Source organism: Leucobacter sp. L43 (genome assembly GCF_016597785.1).
Lineage (GTDB): Bacteria > Actinomycetota > Actinomycetes > Actinomycetales > Microbacteriaceae > Leucobacter > Leucobacter alluvii.
Genome location: NZ_JAENJG010000003.1, coordinates 122,576 through 138,539, shown reverse-complemented (window position 1 = coordinate 138,539; position 15,964 = coordinate 122,576). Strand labels below are relative to the sequence as shown.

Below are 15,964 nucleotides of genomic sequence, written 5' to 3'. Positions count from 1 at the left end.
CAGGCGAACCGCGGACATCGCGGCGTCAGCTCCGGAAGACCGTGTGCAGCGAGGCATCGGCGACGGTCTCGCGCCCGCCGAGGCCATCGATCTCGAAGAGCACCGACGTGCCTGCGGCGACGTAGCCGAGCCGCTCGACGAGTTCGTGGGCGGCCGCGAGCGTCCCGCCGGTGGCGAGAACGTCGTCGATCAATAGCACGCGGGTGCCCGGCGCGAAATCGTCGTGCGCTTCGACCTCTGCGGTGCCGTACTCCAGCTTGTAGCCGACGCTCGCCGCAGGACGGGGGAGCTTGCCCGCCTTTCGAATCGGCATGAGGCCGGTGCCGCTGGCGTACGCCGCGGCACTCGCGAGCAGAAACCCGCGCGCTTCGAGGCCCGCTACGACGTCGAACGAACCGTTGAACGGTTCGATGAGGGCGTCGACCGTCGCGCGCAGCGCGCCAGCATCGCCGAGCAGCGGCGTGATGTCGCGGAAGAGGATGCCGGGCGACGGATAGTTGGCGATCTCGCGGATCAGTGCTTCCGCGCGGGCGAGTTCTGGGCTCAGTGACACGGGTTCCAGGGTACCGCTCGCTCGCGACACGCGCGGCGCCATTGTGCGAAGGGGGCGTGATTTTCGTTTTTCGATCGTCTCGTGTAGTCTCTTTCGAGTTGGGAAACCAACGGGCGCCCCTAGCTCAGCTGGATAGAGCATCTGACTACGGATCAGAAGGTCAGGGGTTCGAATCCCTTGGGGCGCACCAGTTCACGCAGAACCCCCGTCGCGAAAGCGGCGGGGGTTCTGTCGTTTCGAGGCGGAGCACCGATTTCAGCTGGAGCCCGCGTACCGCCTCGTGACGTTCCTGACGATCACCGTACCGGCCGCAGGAGCCGTCGCTGCGATCGCTCGAGCCGTTACCTGGTTCGAACTCGCCGCGCCTGCCGTTCATAGCCGAGCACGCCTGCCGCGCACGCCGCTGCGGCCGCGACGCCGAACGACGCCGGGTACCCCGCTTCCGCGACGAGGGCACCGACGACGGCCGCCCCCGCCGCCTGGCCGATCATGAACACGACGAAGAGCACGGCGGTGCCCGTAGCAGCGCGCGAACCATCGATCTGCGTAGTCCACTCGATCAGGGCGCCGGTCGCGGTCACGTATCCCCAACCGAACACGGCGCACACCGCTCCCGCAAGCAGAGGAGAGCCGGAGGACACTCCGAGAGCGGCTGTGGAGACTGCGGCCGGGATCGTGGAGACTGCCCAGAGGCTGCGCGGCCGCAGCCTCCGCACGAGCGGCGCCGTGAGGATCACTGCCGTCCCGCCGACACCGAGCAGCACCCACGCGAGCAATGAGACACCTGCAGAGGCGCCGGCATCGATGAGCGCAGTTCGCCCGTAGTTCCAGACCGCTGCAGCTCCGAAGCCGAAGGCGGCAGCGGCCAGGAGTGCTGCGCGATGAGACGCCCACCAGGCCGCGGGCGGCAACCGGAGCGCGGACCGCGCTTCCACGGCTTCCGACGCTTGCTCCCGACCCAACCAGAGCACCGCGATGGTCGCGAGCGCCGTCACTCCGCCGGCGATCACCCAGGCGAGCCGCCAGTCGGGCGCGAGCGACCACGCGATGCAGCCCGCTGCGACGAGGCCGGGGCCGGTCCCCGCGTTGACGACCGATTGCATCGTCGCCCGGTCGCCGGGGGACGCGGCCCGATGAATGATGCGCACGAGCCCGGGAGACGCGCACCCTGCACCGGCCGAACTCACGATCGCGCACGCGCTGAAGATTCCGACGTCGTGCGTCAACGCGATGCCGATCGATCCGCCGCCCGCGGTGAGACCGGCCGCGAGCACCAGCGCGCGCGGAAAGCGGTCCCCGACGAGGAACCCGGCGCAGGCGGCGAGCCCGTAGACCACGGATGCCCCGGCCGAGATCAACCCGAGGGTCGCGATGCCGAGACCGAACTCACGGCTCATCTCGGGGAGGTGGAGGCCGAACGCGAGTCTGACGAGGCCGTAGGTCGCGGCGATCACCGCGGTGCCCGCGACGACGAGTGCCCACATCTGCGGCGTGGCTCGCCGTGAACGAGTTCGCTGCTGCGCCGACATGCGCACCCCCAAAACGATAACGTGCGTTTCACTTATCGCTAGCCTAGAGTATTCCCATGGGGCTCAGGTCGAGTACGGAAGCGCGAATTCTCGACGCCGCCGAAGATCTGTTCTTCTCGCAGGGGATCTTCTCGACCCCGATCGACGCCATCACGGCGCGCGCCGGAGTCTCCCCCGCGACGCTGTATCGCGGATACGCCAGCAAAGACGCACTCCTCGCGGCCGTGCTCGAGCGACGCCAGAACGCCTGGATCGAATCCTGGGATGAGGCGATCGCGAGAGCTTCGACCGATGAGCAGCGTCTGCTCGCGATCTTCGAGGCGCTCGACGCGTTTCGCGAACAGCCCCGCGGCTCGCGCTGGTGCGCGTTTCTCGGAGCATCGGCCGAATACGCGTCGGCTCCTCCCGAAGTGGCTGCGGCGATCCGCGCAGACACCGACGCCATGCGGTATCGCTTGACGCGACTCGCCGAACCGGTGTCGGCGCAGGACGCGCCCGCACTGGCGGAGCAACTGCTCCTCATCGTCAGCGGCGATCTCGCCATGCGCTTGCGCGCGCCCGATCACACCACGGGCACTGCTCGCGCGATCGCCGCATCGTTGATCCCTCAGCGCGCCTAAGAGCTATGCGAGCACGGCCACGCCGAGCGCCGCGAGCACGCCGAACACGACGCCCCAGATGATGATCGAGATGATCTGCCAGAAGATGACCTGGTTCTTCGGAGCCCCGAACGAGACCATCGCCGCCGACGTGATCTGACTCGGCAGGAACACCTGGCCGAGCAAGCTGACCCCGGGCACCCCGTAGCGCTCGAACCGCTGCTTGAGCTTCTCGCGTCGCGGCGTCAGCGGCTTCGCGTCCTTGCCTTTCGTCGCGCTGGCACGGACCCCGTGCGCGGTGAGCACGAAGACGAGCATCGAGATCGCGTTTCCGACGACCGCTGCTGCAACCGCGATCACCGGATGAATACCGACGATGACCCCGATCGCGGAACCGAAGTAGGACTCGACGAACGGAATCGCCGCGATGACCAGTACGCCGAGCCACTGCAGCGGCTCCGGGAGCGAGGCGGCGAATTCCTGGAGAGTGGTGATCATGGGGACCTTTCACGTCGGGAGAGGATCAGCCCCGCCGTCGGTCGTGAGGGCGCTGCTGATGAGGTACGTCCATCGTTTCCCACTCGTCTTCGGAGCCGTAGTGCCCCCGTGTCATCGGTCGGCATGCACATCCGCACCACTTCGGCATGACATGTGTCACGCGACGGCGCACGCCGGGCCCGATCGCCCGAGATGCTCGTAGTCTGGTCAACGCTATGATTTCAGCTGACATGCACCGGGCTCCCGGCGCCGGTGTGACCGCGACGTGGAACTACACGCTCGGCTCCATCGTGTTCTTGTTCGTCGTCATCGACGCGATCATCGCGTTCGACTACCTCGCCGACTTCGCGGCGACGCGCGATCCTCTCGTGCTCGCGCTCCTGATCACGAGCGTCCTCGCCGCGGCCGCTCGGATCCGCTACTGCTGGTTTCTCCGCGATGATGCGCCCGACACGCGACCGCACCGCGGGTGGACCGTCGCACTCTTCCTGCCCCCCGCGATCTCGTGGGCCCTCGCCTTCGCCTCTCCCGAGTTGGCGGTCTACGCCGCGGCGCAGCTCTGGTTCTCCGGCGTCCTGTTCGCGGCCGTGCTCTCGGGCGGGCGCCGATGGGGGGCCACCGGCCTGGCGCTGGCTCTGGCCGCGATCCCGCTCCTCGTTCACATCAGCCGGGGATCGGCGATCCTGCAGCACTCACTGGATATCTCGAGCGGATTCGTGCTCCTCTACGGCGCTCTGCTCCCCTTCATGCTGTTCACCAGCCTGTGGATGTGGCGGATCATCCGGCGGCTGGACGAGGCCCGGTCTCTCGCGGCGACGCTCGCCGTCACCCGAGAACGACTGCGCTTCGCCGCAGACCTTCACGACATTCAAGGTCACCATCTGCAAGTCATCGCGTTGCAGGCCGAACTCGCCGAACGCACGCTCGGCCGCGACGCAGCTCGCACCGCCGAGCAGCTCACCGAGATCCGCCTCACCGCCAAGCACGCCATGGAGGAGACGCGAGCGCTCGTCGCCGGACTCCGGGACGTCGACCTCCCGGATGAACTCGAGAACGCTCGCGACGTGCTGACCCTCTCGGGAGCGGAATGCACGCTGGACATCGCGAGGAGCCCGGAGGACCCAGCCGCTCAGCGCGCGCTGGCCTTCGCGGTGCGCGAGGCCACGACCAACATCCTCCGGCACAGCGTCGCCTCCCGCGCGACCATCGCTCTCGCGCCTCAGCGAGACGGATTCGCGCTCGCGATCACCAACGACGGCGTGGAAATCACGCATGATGCGAATGCTGGCTCCGGGCTCGCTGGGCTGCGCGACCGCATCATGGCCGTCGGCGGCACGCTGACCGCGTCGCACGACGACGAAGCGGGGCGTTTCGAGCTCACGGTATGGGTCCCGGGCGGAGGAGCACGATGACAGAACCGATCCGGCTGCTCATCGCCGACGACGAGCAGCTCATCAGAAGCGCACTCGAAGCGCTTCTCGAACTCGAACCGGATATCGAGGTCGTCACGGGCGCCGACGACGGCGCAACAGCCGCTGCGCTCGCGATCGAGCTGCGGCCCGATGTGTGCCTGCTCGACCTCGAGATGCCCGGCACCGATGGCATCGAGGCTGCAACGCTCATCGCGGCAGGCGCTCCCAGTACGCGCATCATCATCGTCACGCGACACGCGAGGCCGGGCGTGCTCCGGCGTGCACTCGCCGCGAAGATCGTCGGATTCGTGCCGAAGTCGACGCCCGCCGGTGAACTCGCGCAGGTCATTCGCGACGTGGCTGCAGGCAAGCGCTACATCGATCCGGAGATCGCGGCCGCCGCGCTCTCGGCCGAGCACTGCCCGCTCACGGATCGCGAACTCGACGTGCTGCGCGCCACCCGCGTCCACTCGAACGTGCGCGACATCGCCGAAGCGCTGTTCCTCTCACCCGGCACGGTGCGCAACTACCTCTCCGCGGCGATGACGAAACTCGGAATGGGAAATCGCCAAGAGGCGGCTGAACACGCCTGGCAACAGGGGTGGATCTGACTCCTACGCACAGTTCGAGGCCGCAGTGCCAGGGGCTTGCACGTCGCCACGCATTCTTCGACGATGGAACCACTGCGCGGCGGACTCGTTCGCCGCAATGTGCGAACAGGAAGGAGCACTCATGACCGGTCGCGCCGATGACGAACAGGTGAATGAGCAGGTACCCGGATCCGAGGAGTCGCAGGACATCACGGAGAACGCGGAGAATGCGGAGTCACGCGAGGATATCGCGGAGCACCCGGGTTCGACCGAGGTGTCGCACGAGCACGCGGACGCCGTGGCAGACGAATGGGGCGAGGATTCCTTCCCCGGAAGCGACCCGCCCGCGCACTACTGATCCGATGAACGCAGAGGGCCGGCGGATTCCGCCGGCCCTCCGTCGTCCCGGCGAAGCGCCCACGGGCGAAGCGGGCAGGTCGTCCTACTCCCGAGACGCCCCGCCGCGATCCTCCATGATCGAATTGCCGCCGTCGACGACGATGACCTGGCCGGTCACGTACGAGGCATCTGCCCGGGCGAGCCAGGCGATGGCACTCGCGACCTCCTCGGGCCGCCCCGATCGTCCCACCGGCGTCGCTTCTCCCATGCGGAGCTCGTGAGGCGTGGACGACCCGGTGTCGATCCACCCGGGCGCCACAGCGTTCACCGTCACCCCCTGCTCGGCGAGGTCGATGGCGGCGGCCCGTGTCAGACCGACGGCGCCGGCTTTCGCCGCGTGATACGCGATGTCGCCCGCGTAGGCCGTCACCGGCCCGGAGAGCGAGGCGACGTTGATGATCCGGCCGGCGCCGCTGCGCACCAGGGGCGGGGTCGCCGCGCGCGTGACGAACAGCATGGTGTCGAGATTGCGGCGGAGCGCCGCGTCCCACTGCGCGTTCGAGATGTCTCGAATGCCCGCCGGCTGCTCCGGATCACTGACCGAGGTCATGCCCGCGTTGTTCACGAGCACATCGAGTCGACCGAAGGCCTCGAGCACCTCGGCGACCGCACGATCCGCCTCCGCCGCATCGGTGAGGTCGGCGATCACAGTCACCACCTCGTGCCCGAGAGCGCGGAGCTCCGCCGCGCGCTCCTCGATGCGGTCGGACGTTGCGGCGATACCGAGCCGGTGACCCGCCTCCGCGAGCGCCCGAGCCGCCGCGAAACCGATTCCGCGGTCGCTTCCCGCGCCCGTGATGAGCGCAACACGAGCCTCCGATGAACGCACGGCTGTCATGGTGCACCTCTTTCTGCTGGGGAACTCGCCACAGCCCGTTTTCGAATACCGCCTCACCCGATGACCGGGCGCTCCTCAGGGTAGGAGAACATCTCGCGGCGTTGCCGAACGGCGAGCCCGGAGGCGAGTGCGATCGGCCCGATGCGACCGACCAGCATCAGCGCGGACAGCACGTACTTGCCGAATGAATCGACTTCCGCGGAGATTCCAACTGAAAGACCGCACGTCGCGAATGCCGATATCACTTCGAACAGGATGCGGTCGAGGCGCGCATCGGTGACCGTCGTCAGGAGCCCGGTCGCGAGTAGGACGAGCGTTGCGCCGAGAAAGATGACGCTGATCGCGAGCCTCATGGCACTGTTCGGAATCTTGCGCCCGAGCGCATTCGTGTTCTCGGTGCCGCGCGCTTCGGCGAGGATCGCCAGAAACAACACGGCCAGAGTCGTCACTTTGATCCCGCCCGCCGTCGATCCGGAGCCTCCGCCGACGAACATGAGCGCATCGCTGAGCAGCATCGTCGTCGACGTCGCGGCCTGCATGTCGACGACGGAGAATCCCCCCGATCGCAGCATGGTCGACGCGAAAAACGCGTGCCCGATCTTGCTCAGCGGAGTTTCCTGACCGACCGTGGCCTCGTTGGACCACTCGAAGCCCGCCCAGCACACCGCCCCGAGAATCAAGAGGACGGTGGTCGTGATCAATGTCAGCTTCGTATGCAGTGTCCAGCGCTTTCGCGCCCATTTCGCGCGGATCAGGTTCAGGAAGACCGGGAACCCGAAGCTCCCGACGAATACTCCCACAGCGAGCGGGACGAGAATCCAGGGGTTGTCGCTGAAGCCGGCCAGCCCCCCGACGTGCGGCGAGAACCCGGCATTTCCGAACGCGGAGATCGCGTAGAACGCTCCGAACCACACCCCTTTTGCAAAGGACTGCTCCTCGACGCTGAACGCGGGTACCAGCGCGAGCATGAGGACAGCCTCGACGATGAAGGTCGTGGTGACGACGGTGCGCAGCAGATGGCGAACGTCGCCGAGACCGGAAGTGCCGATCGTCTCCTTCGCGAACACGCGACCGCTCACGCCGAGACTGCGCGTCACCATCATCATGAGCAGCAGTGCGATGGTGACGACGCCGAGCCCGCCTGCTTGGATGGCGACGAGGATCACGACCTGTCCGAATCCGGACCAATGCTCGCCGGTGGGAACCGTGGTGAGCCCCGTGACGGTCAGCGCGGAGACCGCGGTGAAGACGGCGTCGGCGAGCGGCGTGACGATGTTCTTCGCGCTCGAGATCGGGAGCATCAGAGCCGCACTGAAGATGAGCACTGCCGCGGAGAAGATCAGCATCGCCATGCGGGCCGGGGCATGACCAGCGAGGTGCCTCGCGCGGGCCCCCGCCTGGCGCACGAAGCCTGTCACCGCGGTCACCTCTCCCCGCGATGCTTCGTGCACGGACGGTCCTTCCGCTCGTTCTGCGCCCGGATTCGGGGAACCAGATGAGAGCAGCCCCCGACACAACGCACCCGACTCTACTCGCGAACTGCCAGCACTGTCAGATCCGAGGCGCGCTGAGTTTGGAGCGTCACGCGTGCCCCGCCGGTATGCTTGAAGCCCGTTCTCCTCGCTGGGGCGAGAGGAACCGCATGCCGTGCGCATCCGTCGACCATTTCAGAGAAAGCACTATGGCGCAGTCACCACCGCAGACCGGATCGACGTTCCCCGAGTACGGGAGCTACCGCGAAGCCGGGCGTATCACGACACTGCTGCGCAAGGAGACGGTGGGCGGCATGCTGCTCGTCGTCGCTGCGATCGTCGCGATCATCTGGGCCAACTCGCCGTGGTCTGACGCGTACGTCGCACTGCGCGATTTCGAGTTCGGCTACGAGCCGTGGCATCTGAAGCTGAGCCTCGGCACCTGGGCAGCAGACGGATTGCTCGCCATCTTCTTCTTCCTCGTCGGGCTCGAGCTCAAACGAGAGTTCGTCGCCGGAGATCTGCGGAGCTTCCGCTCCGCAGTCGTACCGATCGTGGCCGCCGCCGGCGGCGTGCTCGTTCCCGCCCTGATCTACACCGCGGTCGCTGCACAGCGACCCGAACTGCATCACGGCTGGGCGATTCCCACCGCCACCGACATCGCGTTCGCGGTGGCGGTGCTCGCGATCATCGGCTCGCACCTGCCGCCGGCGCTCCGCATCTTCCTCCTCACGCTCGCGGTCGTCGACGATCTGCTCGCGATCAGCATCATCGCGGTCTTCTACACCGACCACATCGAGGTCGTTCCCCTCGTTCTCGCCGTCGCCGTGATCCTGGTCTACGGCATGCTCGCGCAGCGATTCCGGGTGTTCTTCAGTCGCCATGCGTCCGCGGCGTGGTGCATCCTCCTGCCCGTCGGCGCGGTCGCCTGGGCGCTGATGCACGCCTCCGGCATCCACGCGACCATCGCCGGCGTGCTGCTCGGCTTCGCGATCCCCGTGCTGCACCGGAAGGGAGCGCGCGACGACCGCTCCTCCGCCCCGGGCCTCGCCGAGGAGTTCGAGCACCGCTTCCGACCGATCTCCGCCGGGTTCGCCGTTCCCGTGTTCGCGTTCTTCGCCGCCGGGGTCTCGCTCGGCGGCGCCGACGGACTCCGTGAGGCGTTCACGCATCCGCTCACCTTCGCCATCATGGCGGCGCTCGTGATCGGCAAGCCGATCGGCATTCTCGCATCGACCTGGCTGACGACGAAGGTGCTGCGCGCCCGGCTCGACCCGGATCTCCGGTGGATCGACATGGTCGGCGTCGGGCTCCTCGCCGGAATCGGGTTCACGGTGTCGCTGCTCATCGCGGAGCTCACCTTCGCGCCGGGCACCGAGGAGCACGACATCGCGAAGGTCGCCATTCTCAGCGCATCCGTGGTCGCGGCCGTGCTCGCCTCGCTGCTCCTCGGTTCTCGCAATCGCAGGTACCGGCGCATGGCGCTGCGCGATGCGGTCGACGAGGACGGCGACGGGATCCCCGACGTGTACCAGCGGAACCGCGAGGATCGGGCGCCCGAGACGGATGGCCGCGCTGACGCCGCGTCAGATCGTTAACCTCCGAGGAAACCGACGAGAGCCTCGGTGATCTCGGCGCGCGCCCGGTCGTCGGAGATCGTCGGCGTTCCATCTCCGGGCTGCTCGCCGTACGCGCCGAACTGCGCGTGCACGGCCCCTGCGATCGCCTCGAAGCGGGTGCCATCCGGCAAGTCCACGGCCGACGCCTCGATCTTCTCCGGCGTCGCGAGCCCGTCATTCGTCGCCGAGAGCGACAGCACGTCGACATCATCGCGACCGGCGAGGGCGTCGTCTGCGCAGTACGACGCGAACAGCACGAGAGCTGTGACGTCCTCCGGCTCGGATTCCGCGAACATGCAGGCCTTGACGCCGCCCATGCTGTGGCCGCCGACCGCCCACGTCTCGATCTCCGGGGCGAGACTCGTGAAATCGCTCAACGGGCGCGTCTCGAACAGGGGCAGGTTCAAGAACGATTGCACGATGACCACCGTCTGGCCTGCAGCCACCGTCTCACGGAAGGTCGCCTGGTACGCCTCGGGTTCGACTTTCGCCCCGGCGAAGAAGACGAGGCCGCTCGTCTCGGCACCCTGCGACGGACTCATCACGATCGCCCCGTCTCGCTCGGTCACCGTGACGCGCTCGTCCTGCGCCACCGATTCGAGCGGGCCTCGCTCCGCTGGATACGTGAGGTTGGCCCAGACCACGAAGGCGACGACGGCGAGCACGAGCAGCGCACCGATCGCCGCTCCGCCGATACCGACGATGCGGCGCGCTCGACCCGTTCGCCCGGGCATCAGAGGGTGGCCTCGTCCCAGCCCTGCTGGGGCGTGCGGCACGTCTCCCGGTACACGAACTGCGATGGCGGGCGGCGCTCACGACTCGACCAGTCGATCTTCGGCCGTCGCTGGTCCTGCGGCACGTAGCCGAGCCGATACAGCGCCATCAGTTCGAGGTGATCGGGAACGTCGAGCAGTTTCGTCAATCGCTCCCACTGCTCCGGCGCCTCCATCGGGAACGAGATGAACTGGATGCCCATGCCGAGCTCGACGGTCGTCAGCCAGATGTTCTCGACGGCGGCCCCCATGCTGAACTGGCAGTAGAAGTCTGCGAGCGGGTGAGCCCCGCGCTCCGCCCGATCGAGCATCACGCCGAAGATCAGCGGGGATCCCGCGACCAGCTTGCGATTCTCCTCGCCGAGCGTCTGCGGCACCCTGAGCATCCGCATCATCGCGAGCCCCGAGGCCGTGAACACCGCGCGCGTGAACGGGCGCAGAGGTGCGGGCAGCTTGTCGAAGTACATGCCGGAGCGATGCTCGGCCATCTCCTCCGCACTGAATCGGAAGTGTCGCTTGTAGCGGGTGAAGAACGATCCCTCGCCGATGACCGAGGTCATCGACTCTCCGCTCACCCGCGCGATCGTCTCGATGGTGTCGCGATCCTCGATCACCACGAAGCGCCAGGGCTGACTGTTGAACTGCGACGGCGCGGTGGCCGCGGCCGCGATCAGCAGACGCTGATGCTCCTCTGAGACCGGATCCGGGAGGAACGGTCCGTTCGTCGTTCTCCGATTGAACAGCACATCGCGAAACTCCATGCTCGCCTTCCTCTCACTCCTTCCTGGACCCTACACGCGGTGCAGTGTCAGAAGGCGGCGACCGCCCAGAGCAGCAGCGCAATCGCGAAGCACGGTGCGGCCACCAATCCGATGATGATGTGCGTACTGGGACGGCGGCGCACCGGTCTCCCCACGAAGGGCAGCGTCAGGAGTGGCACCAGCGCGACGATGAGAGCGGCGCCTCGAGCACCGTGCTCTGGGAACGAGGTCGCCGCGGCTATCGCGGTGAGCGCGAGCGCGACGAGGAAGACGCGACCGTGCCATGAGCGCGGCACACTGCGGCCGCGCAGGCTCGCCGTGCCGATGCAGACGTTGCCGGAATACGCGAGACATGCGAGCAGCGTCCACGGCACCTCCGCAACCATCAGCGTGCCGTCACATCAGGTCGGGATTCTTCTTCGCGTAGGCCTCCGCCTCTTCCTCACTGATGACGATCAGCCCACGCGGGGTGTTGGAAAGCGCATTCAGCGCCTTCAACCAGGTCATGTTGAGTTCGGGGCGCTTACTGCCGGAGAAGCGGAAGGCGACCGTGACGTACGGCGAGAGCCACACCGATACGCGTCCGCTGCCCTGGTCCGGAGTGCGCGACCAACTGAGGAAGAAGCTCTCCTGCTTCACCAGTTTCTGCCCGATGACCGTCTTCAAATGCGTGAGGAGACGATCCTCGAACTCGTAATCATTGCCGCCATGAATCAGAAAACCCATGCAAGCAGCATGGCACATCCGGACGGATTCGGGCAGGATCGATTTCGTTTTACCCGCAGTGCTGCGGCCTCCGCTCGACTCCCGCGTATACCCGCCCCTCCCCCGAAAACACAACCGTCTAATCAACACCGCGAATGCATGCGAGAGTCTCACCATGAGAACGATCACCTACGCTGGAGAAACCGTCACCACCACTGACGACGTCGCCGAGGCGCTGGTCAAACTCACGGCCGCCGTCGCGAAGAACGGACGTGCCGAGGCGGTGAGGATCCCGATCGTGACCGACGATCACGATCGGGTGGGCACCGCCGACCTCGTCATCGGAGTCGGCAACGACGTGCTCTCGCTCCCCGCCAAGTGGGAGGGAGAGGAGCAGCCGGACTTCTCAGAGCACGCCGAAGAACTGCGCACGCATCCCAGCTTCCCGCAGCTGGTGACCGGAGGCCCGCTCCTCGATGAAGAGATGCGAGCCCCCGACTGGGATTACGAGTTCGACGGCTTCGATCGATCCTGACGCGCCGGTCACGCGGTGGGCTCTCCCCGCGAGAGCGCTTATACCGAGCCGAACGCGTGCACCGGCCTTCCATGCGCTCCCCCGTCGAACATGTAGATGGCTCCTGAACCCGGAGCGGCCCGCAACTGCGCTTCGGTGAGGTTCTCGCGCGCAGTGCCGACGAGGGCCCGACCGAGACCCGGTCCGGCGAAGGCGACCGAGGTGACATTCGGCACAGGAATCGCGACCTCCTCGATCAGTTCTCCCGCTTCCGACCACCGCGCCACCACGCCCTCGCCGTAGAGCGCATTCCAGAACGTCCCGTCCGCGGCGAGCGCGAGGCCGTCACTCGGACGGCCCGACACGAATGGCTCGAGCTCCCCGAGGAGGCCATCCGGGCCGTACGAGCCGCGGTAGACCGTCTCGGTCGAGGTATCCGTCACGTACATGGTGCGCCCGTCGTCCGACCATTCCATGCCGTTCGTGATGCCGAAACCGCCCCGGAGTACCGTGACCGCGCCATCCGGCGCGACAGACCAGAGATCCGCATCCGGGGTCTCACCGATGACGCTCATCCCGCCGACCACGAAACGTCCGAACGGATCGACCTTTCCCTCGTTCAGACGCATCCCGTCGCGACGGTGCCGCAGCCGCGCCAACTCGCGAACCACTGCTCCGTCGGCGTCGAGCAGCACGACGGAGTCCCGGAGCGATGCGACATACCCCTCGTCGGGGCCGGGTTGCACCGCCGAGAGCGGTGGAGGCAAATGGACCACGCGATCCTCACTGCCATCCACCGACCCGTCGAGGCGTCCGCGATGCAGCAGTCCAGCCACGATGTCGACCCACACGACCTCCTCGGTACGGGCATCCCACCAAATGCTCTCGACGAGAATTCCGGGCGTCGAGCGGAACACCTGCATCTCGCGCTCGCTCATCACGGAGTCGGCATGCCGCCGTTGACGTTGAGCGTCTCCCCCGCGACATAGCTCGACTCCGCCGAAGCGAGGAAGACGTATGCGGGCGCGAGCTCTGCAGGCTGGCCCATCCTGCCGAACGGGGTCTCTGCGCCGAACTCCTCGATCTTCTCCTGCGGCTGGCCGTCGCTCGGCTGCAGCGGCGTCCAGATCGGCCCCGGCGCGACCGCGTTGACGCGAATGCCCTTGGGGGCGAGCTGAGCCGCGAGCCCCTTCGTGAATGCGTTGATCGTCGCCTTCGTCGACGCGTAGTCGACGAGGATCGCAGCCGGCGAGTACGCCTGGATCGACGTGGTGTTGATGATGGTCGACCCGGGAGCAAGATGAGGCAGGGCCGCCTTCGTGATCCAGAACATCGCGTACACATTCGTCTTGAACGTGTCGTCGAACTGCTCATCGCTGAGGTCGGCGAGTGATTCCTGGAACACCTGCTTGCCGCCGTTGTTCACCAGGATGTCGAGCCCGCCGAGCTGGGACACCGCATCGGCGACGAGCGTGCGGCAGTACTCGGCATCGCGCAGGTCTCCGGGCAGCGTCGCCACCGTGACTCCGGCGTCGCGGAGGATGCCTGCGATGCGCTGCGCATCGGTCTCCTCCTCCGGCAAGTAGGAGATCGCGACGTCGGCGCCCTCGCGCGCGAAGGCGATGGCGGTCGCCGCACCGATTCCCGAATCACCACCGGTGATGAGGGCTTTGCGGCCCTGCAGGCGGCCGGTTCCGCGGTAGCTCTCCTCGCCGAGATCGGCCTTCGGGGTGAGGTCGGCGTCGAGGCCCGGTTCGGGCATGTGCTGCTTCTGCGGCTTGATATCCGCGTACAGTTCCGCAGGGTTGACGAAGGTGTACTGGTCACGTGACATGGTGTTTCCTTTCACTCGTGTTTCCTGTTGGGGGTGCGTGCGCCCGGTGCGACCGTCAGCGGCCGTCGAGCATGTCTGGTGGCACGACATCATGAATCGTCATCGCCGCTCCGAGAAAGGCGAGGTGGCTGAGCGCCTGCGGCGTATTGCCCCACGCGGCCCCCGTCTCGGCATCGATCATCTCTGCGTAGATGCCCACGTCGTTGGCATGCTCGACGAGGGCCTCCATCAGCTCGAGGGCTTCGGCGTGGCGGCCGACGCAGGCGAGTGCCTCGACGCGCCAGAAGGCGCACGCCACGAACGTGTGCTCCTCGCGCTCGGCGCCGCTGTAGCGGTAAAGCAATGGGCCGGCCCCGAGTTCGTCGGACAACGCATCGATGGTCGACGACATGCGCTCGCCGCGGTCGAAGCCGGTCGGGGCGTGCAGCAGCACGGATGCATCCAATTCGTTCCCTCCCGCGTAGAAGAGATACGAGCCGCGCTCCTCAGACCAGCCGTGCGCATCGATCCAGGCGCGGATGCGGTCTCGCTCCGCCCGCCATCGGCTGGCGTTCCCCGGGATAGCCGCAGCCTCGACGAGCGCGACAGCGTCGTCGAGCGCCTTCCAGCAGCCCATCTTCGAGGAGATGTAGTGCCGCTCCACTGCGAGCTCCCACATTCCCGCATCCGGATTGCGCCACAGATCGCAGGTGCGGTCGGCGATGCCAGCGAGCATGCGAGCCGTCGCCACGTCGAGTACGTTCCCGGCATCGACGTAGGTTCGGCAGATCGCGATGAGGTCGCCGTACACGCCGAGCTGCAGTTGCTCGCTGGCGGGATTGCCCGAGACGACCGGACCGATTCCTCGCCATCCGGCCACATGATGCTCCTGAGGGCCCGCCACGAGATCACCGTCGAGCGTGTACATCACCTGCAGCTCCGGGCCGTGCTTGCGAATGGTCTGCAGCATCCAGGAGAGCGCAGCCTGGGTCTCCTCTCGAAGCCCGAACCGCACCAGCGAGTGGGCCGTGTACGCGAGGTCGCGCACCCAGGCGAAGCGATAGTCCCAGTTCTTGCCACCCTCGGGGTTCTCGGGCAGCGATGTCGTCGCTGCCGCAGCGATGGCTCCTGTCGGACTGTAGATCAGGAGTTTCAGCGCAAGCGCGTTCCGCTGCATCAGCTCGGCGTAGGGGCCGTCGTAGGAGAACACGTGCGACCAATGCCGCCAGTTCTCGATGGTCCGATCGATCCCAGCGTCGACGTTCTCAGGTTTCGGAAAGTGCAACGGCTCGTCATGCGTCGCGGCGATCGCGATGAGATGCCGCGACCCCGCCCGTGCGGTGAACCCGCCTTCGAGCTCCGGCCCCCGAGCACCGTCGGAGTCGGGCTCGCCCGGGCCATGCTCGAGACCGACGACGGTGAAGGCGGTCGCGCCGCTGCGCACCACATGCCCATGAGCGGTCGCCTCGATCCACGGCGCCGCGGTCTGCAACGACGTGCCAGGGTGCACGGCCCAGCGCACGGGCACTTCTCCCTCGATACCCGTCACCCGACGCGCGAGCTCCGCCCACGGGAGACGGCCCGAGACGCCGACGAGCAGGGCATCGGTGACGCGCACGCTTCCCGACTCGGCGACGAACGTCGTCTCGAGCACGTTGGTGCCGGGCACGTATCGACGCTCGGTCCGGTACTCCGTCTCGGGGAGGTCTGGCGCAACCTCGAAGTACCCGCCCGTGTCGGCGTCGAGAAGGTGCGCGAACACCGGAACATTCGTGAGGTTCGGCAGGGGAAGCCAGTCGATCCGCCCGTTCGAGCCGACCAGGGCGACCGTGCGGCCGTCGCCGATCGGTGCATATGACTCAATCGGGCGCGCCATGTGAGCCCGCCGA

The 15,964-nt window shown here is 67.2% G+C and carries 18 protein-coding genes and 1 tRNA gene; 7 read left to right on the top strand and 12 right to left on the bottom strand.

Annotation, left to right across the window (positions count from 1 at the left end; all coding sequences use genetic code 11):
* Positions 1 to 25: 25 nt before the first annotated feature.
* Positions 26 to 553 carry an adenine phosphoribosyltransferase gene (locus tag JE033_RS12715; RefSeq protein ID WP_176698412.1) on the bottom strand — a complete coding sequence of 176 codons (528 nt, stop codon included), beginning with the start codon at positions 551 to 553 and terminating at the stop codon, positions 26 to 28.
* Between the two features lie 113 nt (positions 554 to 666).
* On the opposite strand from JE033_RS12715, the gene JE033_RS12710 reads away from it, so the two are divergent.
* Positions 667 to 743: transfer RNA gene (locus JE033_RS12710), tRNA-Arg, on the top strand.
* A gap of 151 nt (positions 744 to 894) precedes the next feature.
* On the opposite strand, the gene JE033_RS12705 is transcribed toward JE033_RS12710, so the two are convergent.
* Positions 895 to 2,082 carry an MFS transporter gene (locus JE033_RS12705; protein WP_200332120.1) on the bottom strand — a complete coding sequence of 396 codons (1,188 nt, stop codon included), beginning with the start codon at positions 2,080 to 2,082 and terminating at the stop codon, positions 895 to 897.
* Positions 2,083 to 2,138: 56 nt separating this feature from the next.
* Between JE033_RS12705 and JE033_RS12700 the strand changes: the two genes are divergently transcribed.
* Positions 2,139 to 2,702 (top strand): TetR/AcrR family transcriptional regulator, encoded by a 564-nt coding sequence (locus JE033_RS12700; protein ID WP_200332119.1) that lies wholly within the window; start codon positions 2,139 to 2,141, stop codon positions 2,700 to 2,702.
* Between the two features lie 3 nt (positions 2,703 to 2,705).
* Here JE033_RS12700 and JE033_RS12695 read toward each other — a convergent pair whose 3' ends face one another.
* On the bottom strand, positions 2,706 to 3,179 hold the full coding sequence (locus JE033_RS12695; RefSeq protein WP_090152629.1) for a small multi-drug export protein: 474 nt from the start codon (positions 3,177 to 3,179) through the stop codon (positions 2,706 to 2,708).
* A 215-nt stretch (positions 3,180 to 3,394) separates the two neighbouring features.
* Here JE033_RS12695 and JE033_RS12690 point away from each other — a divergent pair, with 215 nt between their 5' ends.
* The 3 genes from JE033_RS12690 to JE033_RS12680 all read left to right on the top strand — a co-directional run bounded on the left by JE033_RS12690 (position 3,395) and on the right by JE033_RS12680 (position 5,539).
* Complete coding sequence (locus tag JE033_RS12690; protein WP_200332118.1) at positions 3,395 to 4,591, top strand: sensor histidine kinase; 1,197 nt, start codon at positions 3,395 to 3,397, stop codon at positions 4,589 to 4,591.
* Positions 4,588 to 5,202 (top strand): DNA-binding response regulator, encoded by a 615-nt coding sequence (locus tag JE033_RS12685; RefSeq protein WP_200332117.1) that lies wholly within the window; start codon positions 4,588 to 4,590, stop codon positions 5,200 to 5,202. Before JE033_RS12690 ends, JE033_RS12685 begins: the two co-directional genes overlap by 4 nt.
* A 121-nt stretch (positions 5,203 to 5,323) precedes the next feature.
* On the top strand, positions 5,324 to 5,539 hold the full coding sequence (locus tag JE033_RS12680; protein ID WP_090152640.1) for a hypothetical protein: 216 nt from the start codon (positions 5,324 to 5,326) through the stop codon (positions 5,537 to 5,539).
* 84 nt (positions 5,540 to 5,623) lie between these two features.
* Here the strand turns inward: JE033_RS12680 and JE033_RS12675 are convergent, their stop codons facing one another.
* Both JE033_RS12675 and JE033_RS12670 read right to left on the bottom strand, forming a co-directional pair.
* Positions 5,624 to 6,418 carry an SDR family NAD(P)-dependent oxidoreductase gene (locus JE033_RS12675; RefSeq protein ID WP_200332116.1) on the bottom strand — a complete coding sequence of 265 codons (795 nt, stop codon included), beginning with the start codon at positions 6,416 to 6,418 and terminating at the stop codon, positions 5,624 to 5,626.
* 53 nt (positions 6,419 to 6,471) lie between these two features.
* Positions 6,472 to 7,869, bottom strand: a complete 1,398-nt coding sequence (locus tag JE033_RS12670) for a TrkH family potassium uptake protein (protein ID WP_370567962.1) — start codon at positions 7,867 to 7,869, stop codon at positions 6,472 to 6,474.
* Positions 7,870 to 8,099: 230 nt separating this feature from the next.
* Between JE033_RS12670 and nhaA the strand changes: the two genes are divergently transcribed.
* Positions 8,100 to 9,488, top strand: a complete 1,389-nt coding sequence (gene nhaA / locus JE033_RS12665; RefSeq protein ID WP_200332112.1) for a Na+/H+ antiporter NhaA — start codon at positions 8,100 to 8,102, stop codon at positions 9,486 to 9,488.
* Here nhaA and JE033_RS12660 read toward each other — a convergent pair.
* From JE033_RS12660 to JE033_RS12645, 4 genes are read right to left on the bottom strand one after another with little or no spacing between them, the layout of a single operon-like run.
* On the bottom strand, positions 9,485 to 10,243 hold the full coding sequence (locus tag JE033_RS12660) for an alpha/beta hydrolase (RefSeq protein ID WP_200332110.1): 759 nt from the start codon (positions 10,241 to 10,243) through the stop codon (positions 9,485 to 9,487). The two genes, nhaA and JE033_RS12660, sit on opposite strands and share 4 nt — an antisense overlap.
* Positions 10,243 to 11,043, bottom strand: coding sequence for a nitroreductase family protein (locus JE033_RS12655; protein WP_200332108.1), 801 nt, complete (start codon positions 11,041 to 11,043; stop codon positions 10,243 to 10,245). Before JE033_RS12655 ends, JE033_RS12660 begins: the two co-directional genes overlap by 1 nt.
* Before the next feature lie 47 nt (positions 11,044 to 11,090).
* Positions 11,091 to 11,429, bottom strand: a complete 339-nt coding sequence (locus JE033_RS12650) for a hypothetical protein (RefSeq protein ID WP_200332106.1) — start codon at positions 11,427 to 11,429, stop codon at positions 11,091 to 11,093.
* 10 nt (positions 11,430 to 11,439) lie between these two features.
* On the bottom strand, positions 11,440 to 11,769 hold the full coding sequence (locus JE033_RS12645) for a hypothetical protein (protein ID WP_090152662.1): 330 nt from the start codon (positions 11,767 to 11,769) through the stop codon (positions 11,440 to 11,442).
* 154 nt (positions 11,770 to 11,923) lie between these two features.
* Here JE033_RS12645 and JE033_RS12640 point away from each other — a divergent pair, with 154 nt between their 5' ends.
* Positions 11,924 to 12,283: a hypothetical protein gene (locus JE033_RS12640; protein WP_200332104.1), complete on the top strand. Its 360-nt coding sequence runs from the start codon at positions 11,924 to 11,926 to the stop codon at positions 12,281 to 12,283.
* A 38-nt stretch (positions 12,284 to 12,321) separates the two neighbouring features.
* On the opposite strand, the gene JE033_RS12635 is transcribed toward JE033_RS12640, so the two are convergent.
* The 3 genes from JE033_RS12635 to JE033_RS12625 are packed head-to-tail and all read right to left on the bottom strand — an operon-like array spanning position 12,322 to position 15,951.
* A complete protein-coding gene (locus JE033_RS12635) occupies positions 12,322 to 13,200 on the bottom strand; it encodes an SMP-30/gluconolactonase/LRE family protein (RefSeq protein WP_234037518.1) in 879 nt (292 codons plus the stop codon).
* Entirely contained in the window at positions 13,200 to 14,096 is an 897-nt protein-coding gene (locus tag JE033_RS12630) for an SDR family oxidoreductase (protein ID WP_090152673.1), read from the bottom strand. The genes JE033_RS12635 and JE033_RS12630 overlap by 1 nt, the downstream gene beginning before the upstream one ends.
* 55 nt (positions 14,097 to 14,151) lie before the next feature.
* Positions 14,152 to 15,951, bottom strand: a complete 1,800-nt coding sequence (locus JE033_RS12625; protein ID WP_200332100.1) for a glycoside hydrolase family 15 protein — start codon at positions 15,949 to 15,951, stop codon at positions 14,152 to 14,154.
* Positions 15,952 to 15,964: the final 13 nt, after the last annotated feature.

Excerpts from the sequence above, each read along its gene's own strand:
- JE033_RS12675 (WP_200332116.1), bottom strand. The coding sequence starts at position 6,418 with ATGACAGCCGTGCGTTCATCGGAGGCTCGTGTTGCGCTCATCACGGGC.
- JE033_RS12635 (WP_234037518.1), bottom strand. The coding sequence starts at position 13,200 with ATGAGCGAGCGCGAGATGCAGGTGTTCCGCTCGACGCCCGGAATTCTC.
- JE033_RS12650 (WP_200332106.1), bottom strand. The coding sequence starts at position 11,429 with ATGGTTGCGGAGGTGCCGTGGACGCTGCTCGCATGTCTCGCGTATTCC.
- JE033_RS12700 (WP_200332119.1), top strand. The coding sequence starts at position 2,139 with ATGGGGCTCAGGTCGAGTACGGAAGCGCGAATTCTCGACGCCGCCGAA.
- JE033_RS12640 (WP_200332104.1), top strand. The coding sequence starts at position 11,924 with ATGAGAACGATCACCTACGCTGGAGAAACCGTCACCACCACTGACGAC.
- JE033_RS12680 (WP_090152640.1), top strand. The coding sequence starts at position 5,324 with ATGACCGGTCGCGCCGATGACGAACAGGTGAATGAGCAGGTACCCGGA.
- JE033_RS12690 (WP_200332118.1), top strand. The coding sequence starts at position 3,395 with ATGATTTCAGCTGACATGCACCGGGCTCCCGGCGCCGGTGTGACCGCG.
- JE033_RS12685 (WP_200332117.1), top strand. The coding sequence starts at position 4,588 with ATGACAGAACCGATCCGGCTGCTCATCGCCGACGACGAGCAGCTCATC.
- nhaA (WP_200332112.1), top strand. The coding sequence starts at position 8,100 with ATGGCGCAGTCACCACCGCAGACCGGATCGACGTTCCCCGAGTACGGG.
- JE033_RS12705 (WP_200332120.1), bottom strand. The coding sequence starts at position 2,082 with ATGTCGGCGCAGCAGCGAACTCGTTCACGGCGAGCCACGCCGCAGATG.
- JE033_RS12625 (WP_200332100.1), bottom strand. The coding sequence starts at position 15,951 with ATGGCGCGCCCGATTGAGTCATATGCACCGATCGGCGACGGCCGCACG.
- JE033_RS12645 (WP_090152662.1), bottom strand. The coding sequence starts at position 11,769 with ATGGGTTTTCTGATTCATGGCGGCAATGATTACGAGTTCGAGGATCGT.
- JE033_RS12655 (WP_200332108.1), bottom strand. The coding sequence starts at position 11,043 with ATGGAGTTTCGCGATGTGCTGTTCAATCGGAGAACGACGAACGGACCG.
- JE033_RS12660 (WP_200332110.1), bottom strand. The coding sequence starts at position 10,243 with ATGCCCGGGCGAACGGGTCGAGCGCGCCGCATCGTCGGTATCGGCGGA.
- JE033_RS12630 (WP_090152673.1), bottom strand. The coding sequence starts at position 14,096 with ATGTCACGTGACCAGTACACCTTCGTCAACCCTGCGGAACTGTACGCG.
- JE033_RS12695 (WP_090152629.1), bottom strand. The coding sequence starts at position 3,179 with ATGATCACCACTCTCCAGGAATTCGCCGCCTCGCTCCCGGAGCCGCTG.